Source organism: Streptomyces sp. NPDC058525 (assembly GCF_042719495.1).
Taxonomy (GTDB): Bacteria; Actinomycetota; Actinomycetes; order Streptomycetales; family Streptomycetaceae; genus Streptomyces.
Window position 1 is genome coordinate 1 of sequence record NZ_JBHXNP010000107.1, and the last position, 23,153, is coordinate 23,153.

At 74.1% G+C, this 23,153-nt stretch carries 23 protein-coding genes, 1 tRNA gene and 1 pseudogene; 13 read left to right on the top strand and 12 right to left on the bottom strand.

Annotated features, from left to right (window positions below):
* Positions 1 to 149 precede the first annotated feature (149 nt).
* Complete coding sequence (locus tag ACFWP3_RS34680; RefSeq protein ID WP_384229162.1) at positions 150 to 1,178, bottom strand: LacI family DNA-binding transcriptional regulator; 1,029 nt, start codon at positions 1,176 to 1,178, stop codon at positions 150 to 152.
* A 116-nt stretch (positions 1,179 to 1,294) separates the two neighbouring features.
* On the opposite strand from ACFWP3_RS34680, the gene ACFWP3_RS34685 reads away from it, so the two are divergent.
* The 5 genes from ACFWP3_RS34685 (at position 1,295) to ACFWP3_RS34705 (ending at position 7,167) form a co-directional block, all read left to right on the top strand.
* A complete protein-coding gene (locus ACFWP3_RS34685; RefSeq protein WP_384229165.1) occupies positions 1,295 to 2,632 on the top strand; it encodes an extracellular solute-binding protein in 1,338 nt (445 codons plus the stop codon).
* Between the two features lie 7 nt (positions 2,633 to 2,639).
* Positions 2,640 to 3,626: a carbohydrate ABC transporter permease gene (locus ACFWP3_RS34690; RefSeq protein ID WP_384229167.1), complete on the top strand. Its 987-nt coding sequence runs from the start codon at positions 2,640 to 2,642 to the stop codon at positions 3,624 to 3,626.
* Positions 3,623 to 4,447 (top strand): carbohydrate ABC transporter permease, encoded by an 825-nt coding sequence (locus ACFWP3_RS34695; RefSeq protein WP_384229170.1) that lies wholly within the window; start codon positions 3,623 to 3,625, stop codon positions 4,445 to 4,447. The genes ACFWP3_RS34690 and ACFWP3_RS34695 overlap by 4 nt, the downstream gene beginning before the upstream one ends.
* Positions 4,444 to 5,793: a GH1 family beta-glucosidase gene (locus ACFWP3_RS34700; protein WP_384229172.1), complete on the top strand. Its 1,350-nt coding sequence runs from the start codon at positions 4,444 to 4,446 to the stop codon at positions 5,791 to 5,793. The genes ACFWP3_RS34695 and ACFWP3_RS34700 overlap by 4 nt, the downstream gene beginning before the upstream one ends.
* A gap of 135 nt (positions 5,794 to 5,928) precedes the next feature.
* The gene (locus ACFWP3_RS34705; RefSeq protein WP_384229174.1) at positions 5,929 to 7,167 is read left to right on the top strand and encodes an MFS transporter; all 1,239 of its coding nucleotides are present in this window, start codon (positions 5,929 to 5,931) and stop codon (positions 7,165 to 7,167) included.
* On the opposite strand, the gene ACFWP3_RS34710 is transcribed toward ACFWP3_RS34705, so the two are convergent.
* The 5 genes from ACFWP3_RS34710 to ACFWP3_RS34730 form a co-directional block, all read right to left on the bottom strand.
* Positions 7,112 to 7,411, bottom strand: coding sequence for a hypothetical protein (locus ACFWP3_RS34710; protein ID WP_384229176.1), 300 nt, complete (start codon positions 7,409 to 7,411; stop codon positions 7,112 to 7,114). The two genes, ACFWP3_RS34705 and ACFWP3_RS34710, sit on opposite strands and share 56 nt — an antisense overlap.
* Positions 7,412 to 7,486: 75 nt before the next feature.
* The gene (locus tag ACFWP3_RS34715) at positions 7,487 to 8,128 is read right to left on the bottom strand and encodes a disulfide bond formation protein B (protein ID WP_384229178.1); all 642 of its coding nucleotides are present in this window, start codon (positions 8,126 to 8,128) and stop codon (positions 7,487 to 7,489) included.
* A gap of 11 nt (positions 8,129 to 8,139) precedes the next feature.
* Entirely contained in the window at positions 8,140 to 8,304 is a 165-nt protein-coding gene (locus ACFWP3_RS34720; RefSeq protein ID WP_384229180.1) for a DUF5993 family protein, read from the bottom strand.
* Between the two features lie 66 nt (positions 8,305 to 8,370).
* On the bottom strand, positions 8,371 to 9,750 hold the full coding sequence (locus ACFWP3_RS34725) for a sensor histidine kinase (RefSeq protein WP_384229182.1): 1,380 nt from the start codon (positions 9,748 to 9,750) through the stop codon (positions 8,371 to 8,373).
* On the bottom strand, positions 9,747 to 10,436 hold the full coding sequence (locus ACFWP3_RS34730; RefSeq protein WP_384229184.1) for a response regulator transcription factor: 690 nt from the start codon (positions 10,434 to 10,436) through the stop codon (positions 9,747 to 9,749). Before ACFWP3_RS34730 ends, ACFWP3_RS34725 begins: the two co-directional genes overlap by 4 nt.
* 79 nt (positions 10,437 to 10,515) lie before the next feature.
* On the opposite strand from ACFWP3_RS34730, the gene ACFWP3_RS34735 reads away from it, so the two are divergent.
* Positions 10,516 to 11,052, top strand: coding sequence for a hypothetical protein (locus tag ACFWP3_RS34735; protein WP_384229187.1), 537 nt, complete (start codon positions 10,516 to 10,518; stop codon positions 11,050 to 11,052).
* A gap of 37 nt (positions 11,053 to 11,089) precedes the next feature.
* Here ACFWP3_RS34735 and ACFWP3_RS34740 read toward each other — a convergent pair whose 3' ends face one another.
* The 3 genes from ACFWP3_RS34740 to ACFWP3_RS34750 all read right to left on the bottom strand — a co-directional run bounded on the left by ACFWP3_RS34740 (position 11,090) and on the right by ACFWP3_RS34750 (position 13,263).
* Positions 11,090 to 11,728, bottom strand: a complete 639-nt coding sequence (locus tag ACFWP3_RS34740; protein WP_384229189.1) for a class I SAM-dependent methyltransferase — start codon at positions 11,726 to 11,728, stop codon at positions 11,090 to 11,092.
* A 150-nt stretch (positions 11,729 to 11,878) separates the two neighbouring features.
* Positions 11,879 to 12,775, bottom strand: coding sequence for a spermidine synthase (locus ACFWP3_RS34745; protein ID WP_384229192.1), 897 nt, complete (start codon positions 12,773 to 12,775; stop codon positions 11,879 to 11,881).
* 17 nt (positions 12,776 to 12,792) lie between these two features.
* On the bottom strand, positions 12,793 to 13,263 hold the full coding sequence (locus ACFWP3_RS34750; RefSeq protein WP_384229194.1) for a hypothetical protein: 471 nt from the start codon (positions 13,261 to 13,263) through the stop codon (positions 12,793 to 12,795).
* Positions 13,264 to 13,548: 285 nt separating this feature from the next.
* Between ACFWP3_RS34750 and ACFWP3_RS34755 the strand changes: the two genes are divergently transcribed.
* Entirely contained in the window at positions 13,549 to 14,874 is a 1,326-nt protein-coding gene (locus ACFWP3_RS34755; protein WP_384229196.1) for a tetratricopeptide repeat protein, read from the top strand.
* Positions 14,875 to 14,913: 39 nt separating this feature from the next.
* Here the strand turns inward: ACFWP3_RS34755 and ACFWP3_RS34760 are convergent, their stop codons facing one another.
* Positions 14,914 to 15,255, bottom strand: coding sequence for a VOC family protein (locus tag ACFWP3_RS34760; RefSeq protein WP_384229199.1), 342 nt, complete (start codon positions 15,253 to 15,255; stop codon positions 14,914 to 14,916).
* A 96-nt stretch (positions 15,256 to 15,351) separates the two neighbouring features.
* Positions 15,352 to 15,948: a histidine phosphatase family protein gene (locus tag ACFWP3_RS34765; RefSeq protein WP_384229201.1), complete on the bottom strand. Its 597-nt coding sequence runs from the start codon at positions 15,946 to 15,948 to the stop codon at positions 15,352 to 15,354.
* 214 nt (positions 15,949 to 16,162) lie between these two features.
* Here ACFWP3_RS34765 and ACFWP3_RS34770 point away from each other — a divergent pair, with 214 nt between their 5' ends.
* The 6 genes and pseudogenes from ACFWP3_RS34770 to ACFWP3_RS34795 all read left to right on the top strand — a co-directional run bounded on the left by ACFWP3_RS34770 (position 16,163) and on the right by ACFWP3_RS34795 (position 21,511).
* Positions 16,163 to 17,341, top strand: a complete 1,179-nt coding sequence (locus ACFWP3_RS34770) for a hypothetical protein (protein WP_384229204.1) — start codon at positions 16,163 to 16,165, stop codon at positions 17,339 to 17,341.
* Positions 17,329 to 18,912, top strand: coding sequence for a hypothetical protein (locus ACFWP3_RS34775; protein WP_384229206.1), 1,584 nt, complete (start codon positions 17,329 to 17,331; stop codon positions 18,910 to 18,912). Before ACFWP3_RS34770 ends, ACFWP3_RS34775 begins: the two co-directional genes overlap by 13 nt.
* The gene (locus ACFWP3_RS34780; protein WP_384229209.1) at positions 18,909 to 20,240 is read left to right on the top strand and encodes an AAA domain-containing protein; all 1,332 of its coding nucleotides are present in this window, start codon (positions 18,909 to 18,911) and stop codon (positions 20,238 to 20,240) included. The genes ACFWP3_RS34775 and ACFWP3_RS34780 overlap by 4 nt, the downstream gene beginning before the upstream one ends.
* Before the next feature lie 156 nt (positions 20,241 to 20,396).
* On the top strand, positions 20,397 to 20,744 hold the full coding sequence (locus ACFWP3_RS34785) for a hypothetical protein (RefSeq protein ID WP_384229212.1): 348 nt from the start codon (positions 20,397 to 20,399) through the stop codon (positions 20,742 to 20,744).
* A gap of 111 nt (positions 20,745 to 20,855) precedes the next feature.
* Positions 20,856 to 21,447, top strand: a pseudogene (locus tag ACFWP3_RS34790) (bifunctional DNA primase/polymerase).
* Positions 21,438 to 21,511 (top strand) — tRNA-Lys (locus ACFWP3_RS34795). Before ACFWP3_RS34790 ends, ACFWP3_RS34795 begins: the two are co-directional and overlap by 10 nt.
* Before the next feature lie 61 nt (positions 21,512 to 21,572).
* On the opposite strand, the gene ACFWP3_RS34800 is transcribed toward ACFWP3_RS34795, so the two are convergent.
* Positions 21,573 to 22,808 (bottom strand): M6 family metalloprotease domain-containing protein, encoded by a 1,236-nt coding sequence (locus ACFWP3_RS34800; protein ID WP_384229214.1) that lies wholly within the window; start codon positions 22,806 to 22,808, stop codon positions 21,573 to 21,575.
* Positions 22,809 to 23,153: the final 345 nt, after the last annotated feature.

Sequence of the window (23,153 nt, forward strand, 5' to 3'; positions counted from 1 at the left end):
TGTTTGACCCCGGGGTTGTGGCCCGGGGGGCCGGGGGACAAAGCCCCGCCCCCCCCCCCCCCGGGCCGGGGGGCCCCGCCCCGCGCCGCGGCCCGCACACCCCTCTGCCCGTTTCCGGCCGCTGCCGGTCCGGCCCGCGCCGTCCGGGCTCACGAGGACTCGCGGACCACCAGCCGGTTCGGCAGTACGACGGCCGCCTCCGCGCCCGTCTCCCCCGCGATCCTGGCCAGCAGCACCCGCGCCATGGTCCGGCCCATCTCCTCGATCGGCTGCCGGACGCTGGTCAGCGGCGGGTCCATGTGCCGGGCCACCACCGAGTCGTCGAAGCCCACCAGCGCCACGTCCTCGGGGATCCGGCGGCCGGCCGCCCGCAGTTCCCGCCGGGCTCCCGCCGCCATGACGTCCGAGGCCGCGAAGACCGCGTCGAGTCCCGCACGGCGCTCCAGCAGCTCGCGCATGGCCCGGCGGCCGCCCTCCTCGGTGAAGTCGCCGACCGCGACCAGCCCCTCGTCGGCCCGGTGCCCGGCGGCGGCCAGGGCCTGCCGGTAGCCGTCGAGGCGGCACTGGGCCCCGTACACGTCCAGCGGGCCGGTGATCGTGGCGATCGCCCGGCGGCCCCGGCCCAGCAGGTGCTCCACGGCCTCGGCCGCGCCGCCCAGGTTGTCGGAGTCCACCGAGGGAAGGGGCTCGGCGGCCGAGCGGCGGCCGCTGATCACGGTCGGGATGCCCAGCTCGGCCAGCAGCTCCGGCAGCGGGTCCCCGGCGTGCACGGAGACGAGGAGCACCCCGTCGACCCGGTGGCCCGAGAGGTACTGGGAGAGCCGGCGGCGCTCGCGGTCGCTGCCGGCCAGGGTGAGGACGAGCTGCACCTCGGTCTCGGCGAGGGCGGCGCCGACCCCGCGGACCACGTCCGAGAAGTACGGCTCGGCGAAGAAGCGGGCCTCCGGCTCGGGGATCACGAGGGCGATGGCGTCGGTGCGGTTGGCCGCGAGGGCGCGGGCCGCGCGGTTGGGCACGTAGCCCAGCTTGGCGACGGCCGCCTCCACGGCGCTCCTGGTGTGCTCGCTGACCTTGGAGGAGCCGTTGATCACCCGGGAGACCGTGCCGCGGCCGACACCGGCGTGCGCGGCGACCTCTTCCAGTGTCGGCCGTCCCCTGCTGCCCCCGTACCCCTTCATGGCTTCCTCCCTCCGTGAATCTACCCCTTGACGACTGTGGGAGCGCTCCCACAGTGTGGCACACGACACCCGGCACGTTTCGTCCTTCCCCGTTCCGTCCTTCAAGGAGGATGCACATGCGAGCCCACGCCCGAGCCCGAAGAACCCTTGCCACGGCAGTCACCGCGGTGGGAGCGGCCGCCCTGCTGCTCACGGGGTGCGCGCAGGATCCGGAGGAGAAGCCGCAGAGCGGCGGACCGGCCGGCGGCAAGGCGAAGACCACCCTGACCGTCGGGGTCTTCGGCGCGTTCGGCCTCCAGGAGGCCGGGCTCTACGACGAGTACATGGCGCAGAATCCCGGGATCCGCATCGAGCAGACCTCGATCGAGCGGAACGAGAACTACTACCCCCAGCTCCTCACACACCTGGGGACGGGCAGCGGGCTCGCCGACATCCAGGCCGTCGAGGTCAACAACATCGCCGAGATCACCGCCACGCAGGCCGACAAGCTGGTGGACCTGGGCAAGGCGCCGGGCGTCGACAAGGCCGCGTACCTGCCCTGGAAGTGGGCGCAGGGCACAGCGCCGGCGGCGAAGGGCGGGGCCACGGTCGGCCTCGGCACCGACATAGGCCCGCAGGGCATCTGCTACCGCAAGGACCTCTTCGAGGCGGCCGGGCTGCCCACCGACCGGGCGGCGGTCGGGGCGCTGTGGGCGGGCGACTGGAACAAGTACCTGGAGACGGGCAAGGCCTACAAGGCGAAGGCGGGCGGGGGCAAGGCCTTCGTGGACTCCGCGTCGGGCGTGATGGCGGCGGTGACGGGCAGCAGCGCGCAGCGGTTCTACGACGAGCAGGGCAAGGTCGTCTACAAGACCAACCCGGCGGTGCGCGGGGCCTTCGACCTGGCGGCCTCCTTCGCGGCCGAGGGGCTGAGCGCCAAGCTCCAGCAGTTCACCCCGGCCTGGGATCAGGGCTTCGCCAACGGCGCCTTCGCCACGGTCTCCTGCCCGGCCTGGATGCTCGGCTACATCCAGGACAAGGCGGGCCCGGCGGGCAAGGACAAGTGGGACGTGGCGCAGGCGCCGAAGCCGAGCAACTGGGGCGGCTCGTTCCTGGTGGTGCCGAAGGCGGGCAAGCACACCGAGGAGGCGGCGAAGCTGGCGGCCTGGCTGACGGCTCCGGCGCAGCAGGCGAAGCTCTTCGAGAAGCGCGGCAGCTTCCCGAGCGCGAGCGCCGCCTACAAGCTGCCGGCGGTGTCGGGGGCGCAGCACGCGTACTTCGGCGGGGCCCCGATCGGCGAGATCTTCGCGAAGGCGGCCGAGGGGGTGCCGGTGACGGTGGTCGGCCCGAAGGACCTGGTGATCGCGCAGAACCTGTCGGACATCGGCATGCTCCAGGTCGACCAGAAGGGCCGCAGCGCCCAGGAGGGCTGGGAGGCCGCGGTGAAGGCGATCGACAACGCCCTGGATCAGTGAGGCTCAGGTGACGGACGAGACGGCTGTCCTGTCCCCCTCCGCCGCCGGCTCGAAGCGGCCGGCGGCGGAGGGGGACGGCCGGCGCCAGGTGTGGCGCTCGCGCCGCTACCGCTGGGACCTGCGCTGGAGCCCGTACGCCTTCGTGGCGCCCTTCTTCCTGTTCTTCGCCGCCTTCGGGCTGTTCCCGCTGCTGTACACGGGCTGGGCGGCGCTGCACCAGGTGGAGCTGACCGATCCGGACAGCATGACGTGGGTGGGGCTGAAGAACTTCACGCGGCTGTGGGACGACGAGTTCTTCTGGAACGCCCTGCGCAACACGGTCACCATCGGGCTGCTGTCCACGGTGCCGCAGCTGGCCGTCGCGCTCGGCCTGGCCCACCTGCTCAACTACCGGATGCGCGGCTCCGCCTTCTTCCGGGTGGCCGTGCTCACCCCGTACGCCACCTCGGTCGCGGCGGCCACGCTCGTCTTCGTGCTGCTCTTCGGCCGGGACTACGGGATGGTCAACTGGGTGCTGTCCTCGGTCGGCCTGGGGGCGGTGGACTGGCAGAACGGCACCTTCGCCTCGCAGCTGGCGGTCTCCTCCATCGTGATCTGGCGGTGGACCGGCTACAACGCGCTGATCTACCTGGCCGCGATGCAGGCCGTGCCGAACGAGCTGTACGAGTCTGCCGCGCTCGACGGAGCCTCGCGCTGGCAGCAGTTCCTGCACGTGACGGTGCCCTCGCTGCGGCCGACGATCTTCTTCACCTGTGTGGTCTCGACGATCGGCGCGACCCAGCTGTTCGGCGAGCCGCTGCTGTTCAACGGCGGGGCGGGCGCGACGGGCGGCTCGGAGCACCAGTTCCAGACGCTCGGGCTGTACCTGTACGAGCAGGGCTGGGTGAACCTGCACCTGGGGCGGGCCTCGGCCATCGCCTGGGCGATGTTCCTGATCCTGCTGGTCATCGCGGGCGCGGCACGGCTGCTGCGCGGACGGGGGGCTTCCCGATGAGATCCCTGCGCGCGGGCAAGGTCGCGTACGCGGTGCTGGCCCTGTTCACCGCCGGCTCGCTCTTCCCGCTCGTCTGGACGGCGATCGCGGCCTCGCGGAGCAACACGCGGCTCGCGCAGACCCCGCCGCCGTTCTGGTTCGGCGGGAACCTTGGCCGCAACCTCCAGGTCGCGTGGACCGACGCGAACATGGGCACGGCCCTGCTGAACACCGTGATCGTGGCCGGCACCGTGGCCGCGGGCACGGTGGTGTTCTCCACGCTGGCGGGCTTCGCCTTCGCCAAGCTCCGCTTCCGCGGCAGCAGGCTGCTGCTGGGGCTGGTGATCGGGACGATGCTGATTCCGCCGCAGCTGAGCGTGGTCCCGCTGTACATGCTGATCGCGGAGCTGTCGTGGACGGACCGGCTCCAGGCGGTGATCCTGCCGACCCTGGTGTCCGCGTTCGGCGTCTTCTTCATGCGGCAGTACCTGGCGCAGGCCCTGCCGATGGAACTGGTGGAGGCGGCGCGCACGGACGGGGCGAGTTCGCTGCGGATCGTGTGGCACGTGGTGTTCCCCGTCGCCAGGCCGGCGATGGCCGTGCTGGCCATGCTGACCTTCGTGATGGCCTGGAACGACTTCTTCTGGCCGATCGTCGCGCTGACCCAGAACGGCAGCCCGACGGTGCAGGTGGCCTTGACCGGGCTGGGCCGGGGCTACATCCCCGACCAGTCGGTGATCATGGCGGGCGCGCTGCTGGGCACGCTCCCGCTGCTGCTGGTGTTCGTCCTCTTCGGCCGCCAGATCGTGGGCGGCATCATGCAGGGAGCTGTCAAGGGATGACGAGTGTGCCGAGGGAAAGCGTGCGCTTCCCGGACGGGTTCCTGTGGGGCGCGGCCACCGCGGCCTTCCAGATCGAGGGCGCGGCCGCCCTGCGCGGGCCCTCGATCTGGGACACGTTCTGCCGTACGCAGGGCAAGGTGCACGGCGGTGACACGGGCGACGTGGCGGTCGACCACCACCGGCTGTGGCGGGACGACGTACGGCTGATGGGCGAACTGGGGCTCGGGGCCTACCGGTTCTCGGTGTCCTGGCCGCGGGTGCTCTCCGGCGGGATCGGCTTCTACGACGCCCTGGTGGACGAGCTGCTCTCGTACGGGATCCGGCCCTGCGTGACCCTGTACCACTGGGACCTGCCGCAGGAGCTGGAGACCGGGGGCGGCTGGCCCGAACGGGAGACGGCCCACGCCTTCGCCGCGTACGCCGAGCAGGTCGCGAAGGTGCTGGGCGACCGGGTGGAACTGTGGACCACCCTCAACGAGCCCTGGTGCAGCGCCTTCCTCGGCTATGCCTCGGGCGTCCACGCCCCCGGCCGGACCTCCCCCGCCGACTCCCTGCGCGCCGCCCACCACCTCAACCTGGCCCACGGCATGGCCGCCGCCGCCCTGCCCGCTTCGGCGCGGGTCGGGATCGCGCTCAACCCGAGCGCGGTCCGGCCGCTGACCGGTTCCGAGGCCGACCTGGACGCGCGGCGCCGCATCGACGCCCTGGCCAACCGGATCTTCACCGGGCCGCTGCTGCACGGCGCCTATCCGCAGGACCTCCTCGAGGACACCGCCGCCGTGACCGACTGGTCCTTCGTCCGCCCCGGAGACGAGGCGCTGATCCACCAGCCGCTGGACTACCTCGGCGTGAACTACTACTCCCCGGCGGTGGTTTCGGCGGCCCCGGCCGGCACCGGCCCCCGCGCCGACGGCCACGGGGCCACGGGCCACTCCCCCTGGCCCGGCGCCGACACCGTGGCCTTCCACCAGCCCCCGGGCGAGCGGACCGACATGGGCTGGTCGATCGACCCGACGGGCCTGTACGACCTGCTGATGCGCTTCTCCCGGGAGGCGCCCGGCCTGCCCCTGCTGGTCACCGAGAACGGCGCCGCGTACGCCCCCGACCTGCACGACCCGGCACGGATCGACTACCTGGAAGCCCATCTGGCCGCCCTGCACCGCGCCTTGGCGGACGGCGCCCCGGTGAAGGGCTACTTCCTCTGGTCGCTGATGGACAACTTCGAATGGTCCTACGGCTACAGCAAGCGCTTCGGGATCGTCCACGTGGACTACGAGACCCAGACGCGCACCCCGCGCTCCAGCGCCCACTGGTACGCGCGGGTGGCCAGAACGGGCTCCCTCTGACCGCTCGGACCCGTCCGGCGGGACGGCGTACGGCCGGGGGGTTCCGGGGCCGCCGCCGCGCCGGTACCGTCCGGGCAACGGGCAACGGTGCGCGCCGGAGACACGGGAGGGTCGGCGTGCGGACGGAGGTTGTCCGTGACCCGATCCGCGCCGCCCGGCGCCCTGCGCGCGGTGCTCGCCCTCGGCGGCACCGCGCTCCCCCTCCACGCGTTCCTGGCCCGCCTGCCCGCGGCCCTGTGCCCCATCGGAACGCTCCTGCTCGTCAACGCACGCGACGGCATCGCGGACGCGGGGGCCGTCGCCGCCGCGCTCTGGCTGGGCCAGGCCGTCGGCGGCCCCGTCATCGGCCGGCTCGCCGACCGCCGGGGCCACCGCCCCGTCCTGCTCCTCGCCTGCGCGGCCAACGCCGCCGTGCTGCTCGCCCTCGTCGCGGCCGTCCTCGGCGGGCTGCCGCCGGCCCTGCGCACGGCCCTCGCCGTCGCCGCCGGGCTCACCGTCCCGCAGGTCGGGCCGCTGGCCCGGGCGCGCTGGGCGCGGCTGGCCGGCGGGGACGAGAAGCTGCTGGGCCGGGCCCTGTCCTTCGACACCACCCTGGACGAGGCCGGGTTCATGGTCGGGCCCGCGCTGGCCGGGATCCTGGCCGTGACCGTGCATCCCGCCGCGGCCCTGCTCCTGGCCGCCGCGCTGATCCTCGTCTTCGGAACCCTCTTCGCGGTGCACCCGACCGCGCCGGGCCCGGCGCTCGCGGTCCCCGGCGCGCGGGCCGCCGTACGGCTGTGGTCGCCGGGGCTGGTCCTGCTGTGCGCGTTGGCGGTGCTCCAGGGAGCCGCCTGGAGCGGGGCCAACACCGGGGTCAACGCGCTCGCCAAGACGCTGGACGAGCCGGGCGCGGCCGGCCTGGTGTGGGCCGCGATGGCCGTGACCAGCTCGATCGCCGGCTTCGTGACGGTGGCCCGGCCGGGATCGGCGGACCTGACCGTGCGGCTGCGGTGGACGATCGCCGTCCAGGCGGTGCTCACGCTGCCGCTGCTCGCGGTCTCCGGCCTGGCCGGCGCCGCTTTCGCCGTCGCGGGCATCGGACTGGCCGTGGCCCCGCACCTGATCGCCCTGTTCGGTCTGGTGGAACGGACCGGTCCGGCGGAGCGGATGGGCGAGGCCATGACGGTGGCCGGCAGCGGCCTGATCCTCGGCCAGGCGGTGGCGGCGGCCGTCGCGGGCCCGCTGGCGGCGGCGTACGGCTACCGGGCGGCCTTCGCGGTGGCGTGCACGGCCGCCGCCGCCTCCGCCGCGCTGGCCCTGACGGCCACCGGAAGACGGCCTAGCGCGAGGACTCCATCGCGGCCAGTCCCTTCGCCAGATCCTCGGCGGTCATGACGGGGGCGACCTCGACCTCTGCGTTGAAGTCCATGATCAGGCCCTCCATCAGCGGCGGCATCTGCGCGCTGTCCTGCAGGTCGAAGACGATCCAGCAGGAGCGCACGCCCTCGTGCATGCCGAAGTAGGCGGCCTCCGGCTTCAGCTTCTCCATCAGCGACTTCACGGCCTGGGGCAGGGCCCCGGTCCTGATGCCCTCGTTGCCGGCGGCCGTGTCGATGTGGGCGCGGAGCATGACTCTCATGCCGACTCCTTCCGTCAGGCCCAGCCTGTGCGGCCCCGACGGAGGCGGCAACATCTCGGCCACCGTCCGGGGCCGCTAGCCGAGGATCCCCACGTCGTAGAAGAACTGGTAGCGGGACGGGTCGTCCGGCAGGAACCAGTGGAAGCCCTCCTCGAAGAACACGGCCACGAGGTTGACGGCGATGACCAGGCCCAGGAACCCCAGGGCGAACATCCCCACCGTCCGCGGCGCCCCCGGCCCGTCCGCCGGAACGGAGCGGTCGGCCGTCGAGTGCGCGAAGGCCAGGGCGATGCCGATGGCCACCACCGAGGCCTGGAAGAGGATCCACGCCCACACGTACAGGTGCAGGCCGAACACCTCGCTCCCGTACCCCTTGGCACCCGGCAGGATGTGCAGCATCGTCTGCCGCCAGGACGCGAAGGAGCCGGCGATCACCGCCACCAGGGACAGGCCCCACCCCATCATGTAGTCCCGGCCGGTGACCGTCCCGTACGCGAGCGCCGTCCGCACGATGTACGCCGCGCCCATCGCCGCCAGCAGCATGAACATCCGCTGCACGATGCAGAGCGGGCACGGGTACTCCCACAGCCCGAACTGGTAGAACAGGCCGCCGCAGACCACGCCCGTCCAGCCGATGGCGAAGACGCAGGCGAACCAGAACTGGACCCGCCCCAGCAGTCCGCCCGTCGGTGCCTCCTCCGGGAGGAGGCTGTGCATCACGGCCACCGTCAGTAACTCAGGTTCAGGGCGAGGCTGCTGGTGATGTGGTGCGCCATCAGCAGGATCACGGCCAGCAGCATCACCCACCACGCTCCGAGCACCACCATCCGGGGCGACTCCCGGTACAGGGTGAGGAACGTGGCGAGGATGCCGCCGAAGATCAGGGTGTCCATGCGCGGACCGTACCGATCCGTGCGGACGCCGACCGCGAGGCGCGCCCCCGCCCCCGTGCCGTTACATCAGTTGCTGCGCCGCTTGCGCCGGCCGCGCCGGGCCCGCACCCCGCCCGCGCCACCGCGGGTCCGCCCGTCCAGGCCGATCCACACCCGCACCTCGGTGCCGCCGAGCACCGAGCGCCCCAGCCGGACGTCGCCGCCCGTCGACTCCGCGACCCGGCGGACGATGTCCAGGCCGAGGCCGGTCGAGCCGTCGCGGCCGCCGTCGTTGCCGCGGCGCAGGGCGGCGTCCGGGTCGGCGATGCCGGGGCCCGCGTCCGAGACGAGCATGATGACCGCGTCCGAGGCGTCGTGGACGTCCACCGCGAAGGGGGTGCCCTCGGGGGTGTGCCGGAAGACGTTGCCGAGCATCGCGTCGAGGGCCGCGGCGAGTTCGGGCCGCGCCACGGGGATCCGTACCGTACGGTCCACGCCCGCGAGCCGCACCTCGCGGCCCTCGTCCTCGGCGAGCGCCGACCAGAAGGACATCCGGTCCCGGATGACCTCGGAGGCGTCGCATCCGGCGCCGGCCACCGCGGCGGCGGGCGGGCGCTGTTCGCGGGCGGTACGGATGATCGTGTCGACCTCCCGTTCCAGCTGCTCCACGGCCTCGCGGGTCTGCTCGGCGGCGGGGCCGTCGCCGAGCGAGGCGGCGTTGAGCCGCAGCACCGTCAGCGGCGTGCGCAGGCGGTGCGACAGGTCGGCGGCCAGCTCCCGCTCGTTGGCGAGGAGTTCCACCACCTGGTCGGCCATCGCGTTGAAGGCCGCCGCCGCCGAGCGCAGTTCCTTCGGGCCGTCCTCCGGCACCCGCGCCCCCAGCCGGCCCTCGCCGAGCTGGTGCGCCGCGTCCGCGAGCCGCTCGGCCGGCCGGACCAGCCGGGCGCCGAGCCGGTCGGCGACCCCGACCGAGCCCACGATCAGTGCCGCCCCGACGCCCGCGAGGACCAGCCAGGCGGTGGTGACCCCGTTGCTGACCTCGCTCTCCGGTACGAACACCTCCACCACCGCGATGTCACCGGAGCCGAGCGCGGTCGGCTGGAGCAGCGCCGAACCACCGCCGGGCACCGAGGCCGTCGTGGCCCGCCCGATCCGCCGGGTCTCCGCGACGGCGTGCGCGCCCGCCCGGCCCTCGCCGATGTCCACCGGCGGGCTGTCGCCGATCGCGGGCACGTGGACGGCCATCCGCCGGGCCGCGCCCATCTGCGTGGACTCCACGGCCTTGCGCAGCTGCACGGGGTCGGTGGTGATGGACAGCGTCGGCCCGATGGTGGCCGCCTGCCGCTCGGCGTTGGAGAACGCCCGGTCGCTGGCCATCTCCTGCACCACCAGCCCCAGCGGTACGGCGAAGGCCACGACCACCATGGCGGTGACCGCAAGGCACACCTTGACCAAGGCCCATCTCACAGCGGCGGCTCCAGCTTGACCCCGACCCCCCGCAGCGTGTGCAGGTAGCGCGGGCGGGCGGCGGTTTCGCCGAGCTTGCGGCGGAGCCAGGAGAGGTGGACGTCGATGGTCTGGTCGTCCCCGTACGACTGCTGCCAGACCTCGGCGAGCAGCTCGCGCCGGGCCACGACCACCCCGGGCCGCCCGGCGAGGAAGGCCAGCAGGTCGAACTCCCGGCGGGTGAGGTCCAGTACCGTCCCGTCGAGCTCGGCCTGGCGGCGCAGCGGGTCGATGGCCAGTCCGCCGACGCGCAGAACGCGCGAGGGCGGCTCGGCCCCGGCGGCGGCCCGGGCACGGCGCAGCACGGCGGCCATCCGGGCCGAGAGGTGCTCCACGGAGAAGGGCTTGGTCAGGTAGTCGTCGGCGCCGTCGTTGAGCAGCCGGACGATCTCCGCCTCGTCGTCGCGCGCGGTCGCGATGATCACCGGTACGTCGGTGATGCCGCGCAGCATCTTCAGCGCTTCCGACCCGTCGAGGTCGGGCAGCCCGAGGTCGAGGATGACCACGTCGAACCGGTGGTGTGCGACCTCGCGCAGGGCCTCCAGGGCCGTGCCGACGCTGCGCACGGTGTGCGAGGCGTCGGTCAGGTGCCGGATGAGGGCGGAACGTACGAACTGGTCGTCCTCGACCACGAGCACACTTGCCATGGCCCGCACCGTAGTCCATTCGGGCGACCCGGGGAGGTGCCGGGCCACGTCTGTGACGGGTGGTGCAGTATGTCCCCTGATGCAGCGAGGTCTTGTACATGCCATGGCTTGGACGCTGGCGACCGGAGCAGCGGTGACGCTGTCGTGGTGGGGCGTGCACACGGTCATGTCCGGCACGGCCTACGACCGCCCGCTCGCCGTTCCGCTGACCACGCTGCCGCTGTCGTCCTCGACGCGGGACGCGCAGTCCCCGTCTCCGGAGGCCTCCCCGTCCGCCCCGCCGAGCCCGCAGGCTTCGGCGTCGACGCCGGCGCCCGGCTCGTCCCCGTCCGCCGGGGCCTCGTCCCCCGGGAACCCGTCCGCGAAGCCGTCACCGAAGGCGTCGGCGCGCGCGGGCAATGTGAAGGCCTACCCGGTCTCGGGCGGCCGGGTCGTCTTCGACCTGGGCGCGTCCTCCGCCGAGCTGGTTTCCGCGACCCCGGCCGCCGGCTGGCGGATGCAGGTGTGGAAGCAGGACTACTGGATCCGGGTCACCTTCACCCGGGACGGCAGCGAGGTCTCGGTCTTCTGCACCTGGCACGACCACCCGCCGGTCGTCGAGATCGTCGATCCCTGAGGCCCCCGAGGCCCCCGAGGCCCCTGCGGCTCCGCCCCTAGCGGGTGGCCCCCGGAACGGTTCCCACCAGCACGAACTCGTTGTACGGGAACACCTTGCCCATCGGGCGGGGGAAGGGGAACGAGTAGGTGCGCCGCACCGCGATCCCGTGGCGCGCCGCCGCCGTCCGCAGCTCGTCGAAGCCGACCCAGCGGATGTGGGTGGCGTCGGAGCGGAAGCCGACCTCCTGCGGGGTGATGAGGACGAGCGAGCCGCCCGGCTTCACGAGCGGAAGGTACTGGCCCAGCAGCGCGGCCGCGGTCTCCTCGTCGACGTGCTCGAGCACGTGCGAGGCCAGCAGGCTGTCGAAGGAGCGCGGCCCGCAGTCCGGGGCCTCGGCCAGCTGGTCGGGGGTGTAGGCGGTCAGCCCGCGCTCGCGGCAGGTCTGCACGGAGTGCGGGTTGTGGTCGACCCCGACACTCTCGGGGCCGCAGTTGAGCAGGTTCCGACCCAGGCCACAGCCGATGTCGAGGACCCGGCCGAGCCGCAGCCTCCGCAGGTTCCACTTGTAGGGCGCCTGGGTGGGCAGCAACCGCTTGAGCCCCGACTGCTCGAGGCGGGCGAGCCGCTTCGTGTAGTCGGACGTCGCGGTGCTGGGGGAGGGGGTTCCCGGGTTTGCAGCGTGGGAATCAGACATCGTTGGCCGTCTCCTGAGCGCGTCGTAGGAGGAGCGGGCCTCCTAGGGATCAACACACTACGCATCAGGACCGATTGTCGGGAGACCTCTTTTTCATTGCCGGTCCCCACGGGCCGTCGCGCGCGGCCGTCGCCGGTGGTCAGGCCCCTTCTAGCGGAAAACGGAGGGCGGCGGCTGCGGTGAGGCCACCGCCGAGGCGTCGGCCACCGGCGCGGCCCCGCCCGCGAAGTCCGCCAGGGCCCGGCCGGACTCCACCCGGCCCGGATGCGGATCGCTCGCGACCCGGCGGGTGAACTCCGCGACGGGCAGTTCGCGGTCCGCGGCCAGCAGGACCGCGTTGCCGAAGCGCTTCCCCCGCCACACCACGGGATCGGCCGCCAGCGCCAGCTCCGCGAACCGGGACGCGGCCGTCGCGATCTGGCCCCGCAGATGGGCCAGCGGCGGACCGTCCGCGAGGTTGGCCACGTACCACCCGGTGGGCGCGAGGGCACGGCGTACGTCGTCCAGGAACTCGGTGCTCGTCAGGTGCGCCGGGGTGCGCGCCCCGCTGAACACGTCCGCGATCACCACGTCCGCCCAGCCGTCCGGCACCTTGGCCAGGCCCGCCCGGGCGTCGACCGCGCGGACCCGGATCCGCGCCTGCGGATCCAGCGGCAGGTGCTCGCGCACGAAGGCCACCAGCGCGGCGTCGATCTCCACGATCTGCTGGGTGGAGCGGGGGCGGGAGGCCGCGGTGTAGCGGGCCAGGGTGAAGGCGCCGCCGCCCAGGTGCACCACGTTCAGGGGCTGCCGGGCGGGTGCGGCGAGGTCGATCAGGTGGCCGATCCGCCGCTGGTACGAGAAGTCCAGGTACCCGGGGTCGGCGAGGTCCACGTGCGACTGCGGGGCGCCGTCGATCAGCAGGGTCCAGGCGTCCGCGCGCTCGCGGTCGGGCGTCAGCTCCGCCAGCCCGCCGCCCACCTGCCCGGCGAGCGGCTCGGCGCCGCCGCCGCGTCCGCGCTGCTGCTCGCCCTTGTTCCGGCCCTTGCCTCTGTCTCTGCCTGCCACCACCCCATTGTGGCCGGTCAGCGGCAGTTGTCGGCGGCCTCGATCAGCCGGGCCGCCTCCCCGAGCGCCTCGCGCAGCACCGCGGGGTCGGTGACCGGGCCGACCGCCTCGGGCGGGAGCAGCCAGCCTGTGGCTCCGGTGGCGGGCGGGACCGCGTCGCCGAAGCGCATCCCGCGCCCGTTGGTCTGCGTACACGCGCTGCCCGGCATGTCCCAGGCGTCGGCGGTGCCGGGCGGGACGAGGAAGCCGAGGGTGTCGCCCGATCCGTCGTGCAGGACGGGCCCCACCCCGCCGGCCCGGCTGGCGCGGCGGATGATGTCCACCGCCTCCAGACCCTGCCGGGTGGGCACGGTCACCAGGTCCGGAGCGTCGGCCCCGGTCACGGTCGCCGTCACCGACACGGTCGCCGTCACGGTTGCCGTGACGGTGGCGGTGGCGGTCGCGGTCGCACCGGGCTCGGGCGCGGTGTTCGTTCCAGTGCTCTCCATGCCGGCCTCCACCAAGGGAACCCCTCCTCGATCCGCGTACGAGCCGGGAGCGGGGAGTCGCCTCCCACTCCGCATGGGTTCAACGCCCCGGAACGTCAACGGGTGCGGCGGCAAGACGCTGCAAAGGATGGCAGTTCATGGCAGATCGCGGGTGAGATATCCCGTTTGTAACCAAACATCGCATGAAGGGACCCGTACTGGCGGTACGTTCATGCGCGCCGGACGACACCTCCGCACCCACCTTCCCGTACCGGCGCTGCGTTCCTTGCCAGAGAGGCCACGTCCATGGCGGCGTCCCCCCACTCACCCAACTCCACGTTCCGGCGGCTGCGCGGGCAGCACTCTCCGGCCGAGTTCGCGGCGCTGGTGCGCCGGGCCGCGAAGGAGATCGGCGAAACGGTTTCCTGCGACGCCCGCTACATCGGCCGCGTCGAGTCCGGCGAGATCCGCTGCCCCAACTACGCCTACGAGCGGGTCTTCCTCCACATGTTCCCCGGCCGCACCCTGGCCGACCTGGGCTTCTCACCGCGCGAGGCCGTCCGCGGCCGGTCGGCGCTGCGCGACCCGTCCGCCCCCTCCCTCCACCCGTCCCCTTCCCCTTCCCGTTCCAAGGAGAGCGACGTGCTGCGTCGCGCGTTCATGGCGGGCGGCTCCGCGACCGTGGCGGCCGCGACGCTCAGCCTCACCCTGCTCGGCGACACCCGCCGGCTCCCCTCCCGTGCCGGAGAGTCCGAGGCCGCGGCCGTCGAGGACGCCGTACGCCAGATCCGGCTGCTGGACGACCGGCACGGGGCCGACGCGCTGTACCGCAGGGCCGCCGGCCCCCTGCGCGCCGCGTACGCGCTGCTCGACGCGGGGGCCACCCGGCAGTCCACCGAGGACCGGCTGCACGTGGGCGCCGGGGAGCTGGCCGTCTCGGTCGGCTGGCTCGCCCACGACTCCGGCCGCTTCGACGACGCCCGCTCGCACTACGCGGAGGCCCTGGCGACGGCCCGGGTGTCGGGGGACGCGGCGCTGGAGGCGCACGCGTTCAGCAACATGGCCTTCCTGGCCCGGGACTGCGGCCGCTCCCGCGAGGCGGTACGGGCTGCCCAGGCGGGCCGCCGCGCCGCCCGCTCCCTCGGTTCCCCGCGGCTGCTGTCGCTGCTGGCGCTGCGCGAGGCGGGCGGCTGGGCGGGGCTGGCCGACCGCAAGGCCTGCGAGGAGGCGCTGGCCCGGGCCCACACCGAGTTCTCCCGGGGCGGGGCGGGCGCGGACCCGGAGTGGATGTCCTTCTTCGGCGAGGCCGAGCTGGAGTCCCTGGAGGCCAGGTGCTGGGCGACGCTCGGCGAGCACGCCCGCGCGGCCCGGCACGCCCGCCGCGCCGCCGACCTCCAGGATCCGCACTTCGCGCGGAACGTGGCCCTCTACACCGCCGAGCTGGCCGGTGACCTGGCGCACGCGGGGGCCCCCGACGAGGCCGCCTGGGCGGGCGGCCGGGTGCTGGACCTGCTGGCGGAGGTGCAGTCCACCCGGGTGCGGTCCCTGCTCTCGGAGACGGCCCGCACCCTGATCCCGCACCAGCGCGCCCCCCGCGTCGGCGCCTTCCTGACCCGGCACGCGGCAGTCTGACCGGGCCGACCGGGCCGACCGCTCCGACCGGTCCGGGGGTCAGGCGCCGAGGTACTCGTAGACCCCGCCCTCGGGATGGCGGACCACCGCGCGGCGCCCGTTGGGCGTGCGGGCGGGCGCGGCGATGACCTCGCCCCCGGAGGCCGCGCAGTGCGCGACCGCCGCGTCGAGGTCGGCCACGGCCAGCGTGGCCGCCACGCCCGCGAACCGCTCGGCGAGCGCGTCGGGCCCGCTGAACAGCAGGAACGGTCCGACGGTCGCCAGGTCCAGGCCGGCGAACCCGAAGCGGGTCGCCGGCTGGCCGGTCAGCCGTACGTAGAAGTCCAGGGCCGGACCGAGATCGTCCACGCGCCGCCGCAGCACCACGGAAGTAATCGTCATGGGCCCATCCTCGCAGTCACTCAGCGAGACAACTCCCTTACGGAGAGGCCCTTTTCGGCTTCCTTCCGACGGACCGGCCCCGGGTGGCGGCCCCGCCTAGGCGTCCAGGTGCCCGGTGTCGTTCCAGCGCTCGAGCGCGGGGGCCCCGTACGCCCAGCCGAGCACCGACAGCGAGGTGGGTTCCAGGCGGATGCGGGCGCCGAAGGAGGCCTCGAAGCCGAGCCAGCGGGCGGCCAGGGTGCGCAGGATGTGCCCGTGGGCGAAGACCAGGACGTCCCGCTCGGCGGAGCGGGCCCAGGCGACCACCTCGTCGGCGCGCGCCGCCACGTCGGCGACGGACTCGCCGCCCGGGACGCCGTCGCGCCAGATCAGCCAGCCGGGGCGGACCGCCTGGATCTCGGCCGGGGTCATGCCCTCGTAGTCCCCGTAGTCCCACTCCATCAGCGCGTGCCAGGGCTCCGCCTGGACGCCGAAGCCCGCGAGGTCGCAGCTCTCGCTCGCGCGGACCAGCGGGCTGGTGCGGACCTCCACGCCGGGCAGGCCCTTCCACGGGTCCCGGGCCAGCCGCTCGCCGAGCAGCTTGGCGCCCCGCTTGCCCTCCTCCAGCAGGGGCACGTCCGTGCGTCCGGTGTGCTTGCCGAGCTGGGACCACGCCGTCTGGCCGTGGCGGGCCAGCAGGATGCGGGGGGCCATGTGAGTTCTCCCGGTATGTAAGCGTTGGTGCGGTTTTACGGGGATTCCGTCGTCCGTCCATCATCCAACACATGAACGACGGGCTCACCCACGGCCGTCCCCCGGCCGCCCCGCACCCGCCCCCCGGCCGCCCCGCACTCGCCCCGCACCCGCCCCGCAGCCCGTTTCCGCCGTAAGTGCACGATTGTCAGTGCCGGATGGGACACTTCCGCGGGTGAGCTCCTACCCGCCCAGCAGCGCTCCGCAGACGACCCTGCGGCAGCGGCTCGCCGGCCTGCGCGGCCCGGCCGTGCCGCCCCGCCCGCTCGACGCCCGGGCCCTGGCCGCGCTCGCCGCCAACCCGGGCTGCGGCAGACGCGCCCTGCTCGACGGGGCCGGCGTGGACAAGACCGCCCTGGCCTCGGCCCTGGGCTCCCCCGCGCCCTTCGGGCAGTCGCAGTTCGCCATCGTCCGCGGGAACTCCTTCGAGGCCAGGGTCAAGGCCGACGGCGGAGCCGAGCTGCTGCGGCTGGTCCACGGGCAGCTCGGCGCCGGGGCCGAGCCCCCCGGTGCGGGAGCCCTCGTCCCCGACCTGACCGCCGCCGGACCCGAGGGCCGCGCCGCGCGGACCGCCCTCGCCCTGCGCGAGGCCACCGCCGCCGGCCGGGACACCGGGGCGTGGACGCTGCTCGACCACCCGATGCTGGCCCTGGAGGTCGCGGGCACCCCCGCCTACCTGGAGCCGGACGCCGTCGTCGTGCATCCCGACGGCCGCTGGACCGTGGTGGAGATCAAGTCGTTCCCGATGATCGACGGGTCCGCCGACGCGGCGAAGGTCGGCGCCGCCGCCCGCCAGGCCGCCGTCTACGTCCTGGCCCTGGAGAAGACCGCGGAGAAGCTGGCCGGCGCCGAGGTCGGGCACACCGTGCTGCTGGTCTGCCCCAAGGACTTCTCCAACCTGCCCACCGCCGCGCCCGTCGACGTCCGCCGCGAGCGCTCCGTGACCCGGCGCCAGCTGGAGCGGCTGACCCGGGTCGAGGAGCTGGCCGCCGCGCTGCCCGAGGGGCTCAGCTTCGACCCGGCGCGCACCGCCGAGGAGCTGGCCGGCGCCGTGGCCGCGGTGGACGCCTCGTACGCCCCCGAGTGCCTGGCCGCCTGCGAGCTGGCCTTCCACTGCCGGGACGGGGCCCGCGCCGCAGACGAGGTGACCGCGCTGGGCCGTTCCGTACGGGGCGAACTGGGCGCGCTGACCACCGTCGAGCAGGCCCTGGCCGCGGCCTCCGGCGCCGGCCGCGCCGAGGACCCGACCGCCGCCGCGCTGCACCGGGCGGCCCGGCTGCGCGCCGAGGCACTGGACCTGGCCGCCGCCCGTCCCCCGTACCACGCCCCGGAGACCCCCGAATGTCCCTGCTGAGCACCCTGGCCCGGCTGGAGGCGGTCCGTGCGGGCCGCGCCCAGCCGCTCGCGACCGTGCGGCACCGCCACCTGTCCGAGACCCCGATGGTCCTCGTGCCGCTGACCACCGCCGGTGAGGCCGGGGCCCCGCTGGGCGCGCTGGTCGGCACCGACCGGCACGAGCCGCGGGTGTTCGTGATACCCCAGCCCCGCGACCGGGAGCTGCGCTGGGCGTTCCTCGCTGACCTGGCGGTCCACGTACTGGCCCACATCGACGCGTACGCCGACGACGTGGAGCCGGCCGAGCGCACCGAGACCGACCCGGAGACCGGCAAGCGGGTCAAGGTCGAGGCCGAGCTGTGCCGGGACGCGCCGCAGCTGATCGTGCCGAGCCGGGCGGGCGTCGAGTACGTGCGCCTGCTGGGCCGGTCGATGCGGTTCCGGCGGACGGCCGAGGAGGATCCGGAGAATCCGTATCCGGCGCCGCCGAAGGTGCCGCTGCTGGGCCGCTGGTTCACGCACCTCGGCGAGCGGGCGCGGGTCCCCGGCTCCTCGATGCTGCTGTCGGCGACGGAGCTGCTGGGACGGCACTGGGCGAGCGGCCAGAGCAATCTGGAGGACCAGCACCTGGGCGCGCTGCTGGCCTGGATCGATCCGCCCGAGGGCAGGTCAGGGGCGGAGGCGGCGCTGCGCACGGAGCTGGGCCGCGACAAGGACGGCCAGCTGCTGTGCCCGCCGGCCGGTCCGGCCACCGACCCGGCCTTCGACAACAAGCTGCTGGCCCCGGCGATCGCCCGCTACGACGCGGCGCGCGCGGCCCTGGCGGCCGGCCCCGGGGACGACGACCGTGACGCGCGGATCGCCGAGCGGGCCGTGCGGCGGCTGGTCGTGGAGCAGATGTCGAGCACCTGGTGGATGACGTGGGAGGCGATCGACCTGCTGCGCACCCTGCCGCCCGGCGAGCGCGCCGAGGAGCGGTGGACGCGCGACCGCTGGTCGTACACCGGCCACCGGGACCGGGTCCGGGCGGGCGAGCCGCCGCAGCCGCGCCGCGACGACGCGGTGACGGCGGCGCAGAAGCTGGCCACGCGGGAGACCGAGCAGGTGCGGCTCGACGCCCAGGAGGCGCTGGACGACCCCCTGGTGATGGCGGGCCGGCGGCTCACGGGCGAGGCCTTCGCCGGTGAGGTCACCGAGGTGCTGATGGAGTGGACGGAGTCGAAGCGGCCGAGCCCGCGCCCGCTGGTGACGGTGGCCACCGAGGACCGTCCGCAGCTCGCGGACGGGGGCGGCGGGAAGGTCTTCCGCTCGCTGGACGGGCGCCCGCAGAGCGCGCAGTTCGTCCGCTTCGAGGAGGACGGGCGGCTGGTGCTGCGGATCCTGGACAAGATGGGGCGCGGCCGGGAGCCGGAGCCGGGCTCGGTGCCGGAGAAGGGCGACCGGGTGTGCTGGACGCTCTTCGAGCACGACGCGCGCGGCGGCCCGAAGCTGCCGGATCCGGAGCGGACCCCGTGGACCCACGGCGGCCCGCCGGGACACCTGACCGCCCCCGTGCTGCCCGACTCCGTGACCGACGAGGACCTGCTGTGAACTCCTTCGACCCGGGGGCCGCGGCCGCCGAGGCGACCGCCGCCATCCTGCGCGACACCCTGCACGGGACCGAGCGGGGCGTGGTCGTCGACTCCCCGCCCGGGGCCGGCAAGTCCACGCTCGTGGTCCGGGCGGCCCGGGAACTGGCCGCGGCCGGACGCCGGCTGATGGTGGTGGCGCAGACCAACGCGCAGGTCGACGACCTGGTGCTGCGGCTCGCCGACAAGGATCCGGAGCTGAAGGTCGGCCGGCTGCACAGCAGCGAGGGCGACGCGTACGACCCCGCGCTGCGCGAGCTGCCCTCGGTCATCCTCTCCGCCAAGCCGGGGGACCTCGCGGAGCTGCCGATCACCATCTCCACCGCCGCGAAGTGGGCGTACGTCAAGGACGCGGAGCCCTGGGAGCACGCCATCGTCGACGAGGCGTACCAGATGCGCTCGGACGCGCTGCTGGCCGTGGCCGGGCTGTTCGACCGGGCGCTGTTCGTGGGCGACCCGGGCCAGCTGGACCCGTTCAGCGTGGTGGGCGCGGAGCAGTGGGCGGGCCTGTCGTACGACCCCTCGGCCTCGGCGGTCAGCACCCTGCTCGCCCACAACCCGCAGCTGCCGCAGCACCGGCTGCCGGTGTCGTGGCGGCTCCCGGCGACGGCCGCGCCGCTGGTCTCGCGGGCGTTCTACCCGTACACGCAGTTCCGCAGCGGTACGGGCCCGGGCGAGCGGCGGCTGTCGTACGGGGTGCCCTCGGACGGGTCGGGGCCGGACCGGGTGCTGGACGAGGCCGCCGAGTCGGGCTGGGGCCTGCTGGAGCTGCCCGCTCGGCACACCCCGCGCACCGACCCGGAGGCGGTGGCCGCGGTGGCCCTGGTGGTCCGCCGGGCCCTGGACCGCGGGGCGGTGACCTCGGACGAGCAGTCGGCGGGACCGTCGCCGCTGACCGCGGACCGGGTCGCGGTGGGCACCGCGCACCGCGACCAGGCGTCGGCGATCCGGGCGGCGCTGGCCCTGCACGGGGTCACCGGGGTCACGGTGGACACCGCGAACCGGCTCCAGGGGCGGGAGTACGACCTCACGGTGATCCTGCACCCGCTGTCGGGCCGCCCCGACGCGACGGCCTTCCACCTGGAGACGGGCCGGCTGTGCGTGCTGGCCTCCCGGCACCGGCACGCCTGTGTGCTGGTGGCCCGGGCGGGCATAGCGGAGCTCCTGGACGACCACCCCTCGACGGAGCCGGTGCAGCTGGGCGTGACGGTGAAGTTCCCGGACGGCTGGGAGGCGAACCACTCGGTCCTGGCCCACCTGGCGGAACACCGGGTGCGCTGGCGCCCGTAGCCCGTCCCCCGCGGATCCCGCCGCGCGCGGGCCCGGGGCGGGTGGGGGGCGGGTGGGGGGCGCTCGCCGTGTGAGCCCCGTCTCGGTGCGCCCTTGCGGGGCGTTGGACAATGGACGGTGGCCCGGAAGCATCGCACGCGCAGCAGGAGGACAGGCATGGCAGAGCCCGAGCGGACCGAGCGGAGGCTTCGGCCCGCACCCCTGCTCTTCGAGCCCTCCGAGGCCACCACGGACCCGGAGCACTTCTTCGACCTGGAGTCCATCGAGGACCCGCGCGAGCTGCTGGCCCGCGCGACCGAGCTGACGCTGGCCTTCCGGGCCGCGCAGGAGCGGGCGGTGGAATTCCAGGCCCTGGCGGCGGCGCAGCTGGCGGACCCGCGCCGGTTCGACCGGCTCTCGACGGCGCTGATCGCGGAGCAGGCGGAGTGGACCGAGGACTACGCCCGCAAGATGATCGAGTTCGGCGAGTCCCTCCAGCGCGACGCGGGCCCGGAAGCGACCTGACATCGGGCGGCTGGCATATGCGGGGCGCAACATACCCCAGCGGTGCCCGCCGTGTCCCGGATTCCGGAAACTCGCGGAAACGGGAACGTTACGCCCGGTAGACCTGGAGACATGACGACGCTGACGACGGCCCCCGGTTGCCCCGCCCTCGACGTACGCACCGCACCCGCCACCCACGTCACCCCACAGGGCGCCGCCTGGCTCGTCTCGGCGTGCGCGCGGCCGCAGGACACCCTCGCGGCCTGGGAGGCCCGGCCCACCGCGCCCGCGGTGCTGCCCTGCGGGAATGCCTTCGACGTCGTCAACGTCCCGGCCGTGCTCGGGCGCCGGATCCTGGACCTGCTGTGGGCCGAGGGCCCCGGGTCGGGACCGGTGGCCGTGCACCGGGGCCGGATGCTGCTCTTCGCCGCCACCGGGACCGCCCACCGGCTCCCCGCCCTGCTGGCGTGGGAGGAGTGGGGGGCGTCCCGTACCGCCCCGGCGCCGCTCTGCCACGGGCTCGGCGACGCCGTCACCGTGCCGCCGCTGGCCGCCGCCCCGGGCCCGTCGCGCTGGCTGGTGGCCCCCGACGCGCGCAGGCCCTGGCTGCCCGGACCGGAGGCCCTGCTGTGGGCGTTCGTCCGCGCGGCCCGAGCTGCGGATATCGATTTTTAGTTCCGCGGAACCTCCTGGTAATGTCTACGACGTCAGCAGGCGCCGCTAGCTCAGTTGGTTAGAGCAGCTGACTCTTAATCAGCGGGTCCGGGGTTCGAGTCCCTGGCGGCGCACAGACGGAAGAAGGCCCCCACTCCTCGGAGTGGGGGCCTTCTTCGTTCAGCCGCCGGCCGGCTAGGTGGTGATCTTCACCGTGTACGCGCCCGACTGGGTCCGGTCGGCCACCTCGATGGTGATCCGCTCCCCCGGCACGGTGTACGTCTCGCCCACCTCCAGCGGCGCGTCGGCGAGCGGCGGGTACACCGAGCGGTCCCAGCAGGCCTCTGTCGTCGGATGCGCGTCCAGGACCTCGATCGGACCGCCGCCCGACGCCGCCTCGTTGCGCACCCGGTAGACCAGGACCCCCTCGGTGCAGGTGTCCCCGTCGTTGCCGGCGGAGCCGCGCGCCTCGACGGCGATCGCACTGCCGGGGCCCGTACGGATCACGGCGAGCCGGGTCCCTCCCGTGGCGCCCCGCACCGGGGCCTCGGCCAGCGGCTGGAGGGTGTGCAGCGAGGAGCCCGACTGGACGCAGTCCACCTGGCCCGGGTCCAGCCAGCCGAGCTTCCACTTGTGCCAGGCGAACAGGTCCGGGGCCATCCCGAACTGGCTGCCCATCACGTCCCAGTCCCCGACGTGGGTGTCCCAGTCGCCCTTGCCGTCCGTCGGCCGGTGGTAGAGGTCGGGCAGGTCGAAGACGTGACCGGTCTCGTGGGCCAGCACGTTGCGGTCCGGCGGGTGCCGTTCGAAGACGGTGACGATCCGCCGCAGGTCCGTGCCGTCGGCGCGGATCGGACGGTCGAAGTTGACGACCTTCGTGGCATCGGAGTCCACCCCGGGCGCGTCCGGATCGGCGACGAAGTAGACGACGTCGTACTTGCCGAAGTCCACCTGGGCGTCGGCGGTCGCGACCGCGTCCCGCAGGTAGGCCGCCCGGTCCTCCGGGGCCCAGTCGCGCTGTATCCCGTACGCGGTGGACGGCTTGGGCATCCGGATCCACTGCTTCTGCGGGTGCGGGACGAGGCGGAACCGGCCGTACGAGGCCCGCTCAAAGAAGTCGCTGGTGGCCGGGAAGTAGTCGCCCGCGATCTCCTCGGGGGTGAGGGCGGTCCGGTGGTCGGGGAAGGAGAGGAAGACCATGACCGCGTCGAGGGTGCGCTCGGGCCGCGGGTAGGCGCCGTTCCAGGTGTCGAGGCCGAGCGAATGGTGTGCGGCCGTACGGGTCAGCGCGCAGGGGCCGGCACCCGAATCGGCCACCGCGGGGCCCGCGACGAGCGACATGGCGGCGAGCGCCGTCAGGGAGGTGAGGGCCGCCGCCGTGCTCCGGAGGCGGGGGCGGTCCACTCCCCCGGGTGTCAGCTGTCGCGCCACATCGACCTCCGGTGGTGGATTCGTACCTATTCATCCACCTTGAGGTGATTGTCGTACCAATGCCCTGTTGCCCTGCCCCACACGAGTGAGCAATCCGGCAAGCCGGTGACCCTTGGCCTTCACCCGGTTGCCTACAGAACGTCACGACCGATCACGCGAGATCAGCAGGGGCCCTTCCGCGCTCAGAGCCGCGCAGAAACGATCGCCCGGAGTTCGGCCGTCACTCCGTCATCACGCCGAACTCCCGCCCCCCCCCGCACGGCGACGCCGCTGGATAGGGCCTCCCGGCAGCCTCTATGATCGGCACACTTTCCTGCACGGACACTCACGAGCACTGCGGGAGCC

What these genes read in the sequence shown, in the direction of transcription:
- ACFWP3_RS34680 (WP_384229162.1), bottom strand. Translation starts at nt 1,178, where the DNA reads ATGAAGGGGTACGGGGGCAGCAGGGGACGGCCGACACTGGAAGAGGTC.
- ACFWP3_RS34685 (WP_384229165.1), top strand. Translation starts at nt 1,295, where the DNA reads ATGCGAGCCCACGCCCGAGCCCGAAGAACCCTTGCCACGGCAGTCACC.
- ACFWP3_RS34695 (WP_384229170.1), top strand. Translation starts at nt 3,623, where the DNA reads ATGAGATCCCTGCGCGCGGGCAAGGTCGCGTACGCGGTGCTGGCCCTG.
- ACFWP3_RS34700 (WP_384229172.1), top strand. Translation starts at nt 4,444, where the DNA reads ATGACGAGTGTGCCGAGGGAAAGCGTGCGCTTCCCGGACGGGTTCCTG.
- ACFWP3_RS34710 (WP_384229176.1), bottom strand. Translation starts at nt 7,411, where the DNA reads ATGAGAGTCATGCTCCGCGCCCACATCGACACGGCCGCCGGCAACGAG.
- ACFWP3_RS34715 (WP_384229178.1), bottom strand. Translation starts at nt 8,128, where the DNA reads ATGCACAGCCTCCTCCCGGAGGAGGCACCGACGGGCGGACTGCTGGGG.
- ACFWP3_RS34720 (WP_384229180.1), bottom strand. Translation starts at nt 8,304, where the DNA reads ATGGACACCCTGATCTTCGGCGGCATCCTCGCCACGTTCCTCACCCTG.
- ACFWP3_RS34730 (WP_384229184.1), bottom strand. Translation starts at nt 10,436, where the DNA reads ATGGCAAGTGTGCTCGTGGTCGAGGACGACCAGTTCGTACGTTCCGCC.
- ACFWP3_RS34735 (WP_384229187.1), top strand. Translation starts at nt 10,516, where the DNA reads ATGCAGCGAGGTCTTGTACATGCCATGGCTTGGACGCTGGCGACCGGA.
- ACFWP3_RS34740 (WP_384229189.1), bottom strand. Translation starts at nt 11,728, where the DNA reads ATGTCTGATTCCCACGCTGCAAACCCGGGAACCCCCTCCCCCAGCACC.
- ACFWP3_RS34750 (WP_384229194.1), bottom strand. Translation starts at nt 13,263, where the DNA reads ATGGAGAGCACTGGAACGAACACCGCGCCCGAGCCCGGTGCGACCGCG.
- ACFWP3_RS34755 (WP_384229196.1), top strand. Translation starts at nt 13,549, where the DNA reads ATGGCGGCGTCCCCCCACTCACCCAACTCCACGTTCCGGCGGCTGCGC.
- ACFWP3_RS34760 (WP_384229199.1), bottom strand. Translation starts at nt 15,255, where the DNA reads ATGACGATTACTTCCGTGGTGCTGCGGCGGCGCGTGGACGATCTCGGT.
- ACFWP3_RS34765 (WP_384229201.1), bottom strand. Translation starts at nt 15,948, where the DNA reads ATGGCCCCCCGCATCCTGCTGGCCCGCCACGGCCAGACGGCGTGGTCC.
- ACFWP3_RS34775 (WP_384229206.1), top strand. Translation starts at nt 17,329, where the DNA reads ATGTCCCTGCTGAGCACCCTGGCCCGGCTGGAGGCGGTCCGTGCGGGC.
- ACFWP3_RS34785 (WP_384229212.1), top strand. Translation starts at nt 20,397, where the DNA reads ATGGCAGAGCCCGAGCGGACCGAGCGGAGGCTTCGGCCCGCACCCCTG.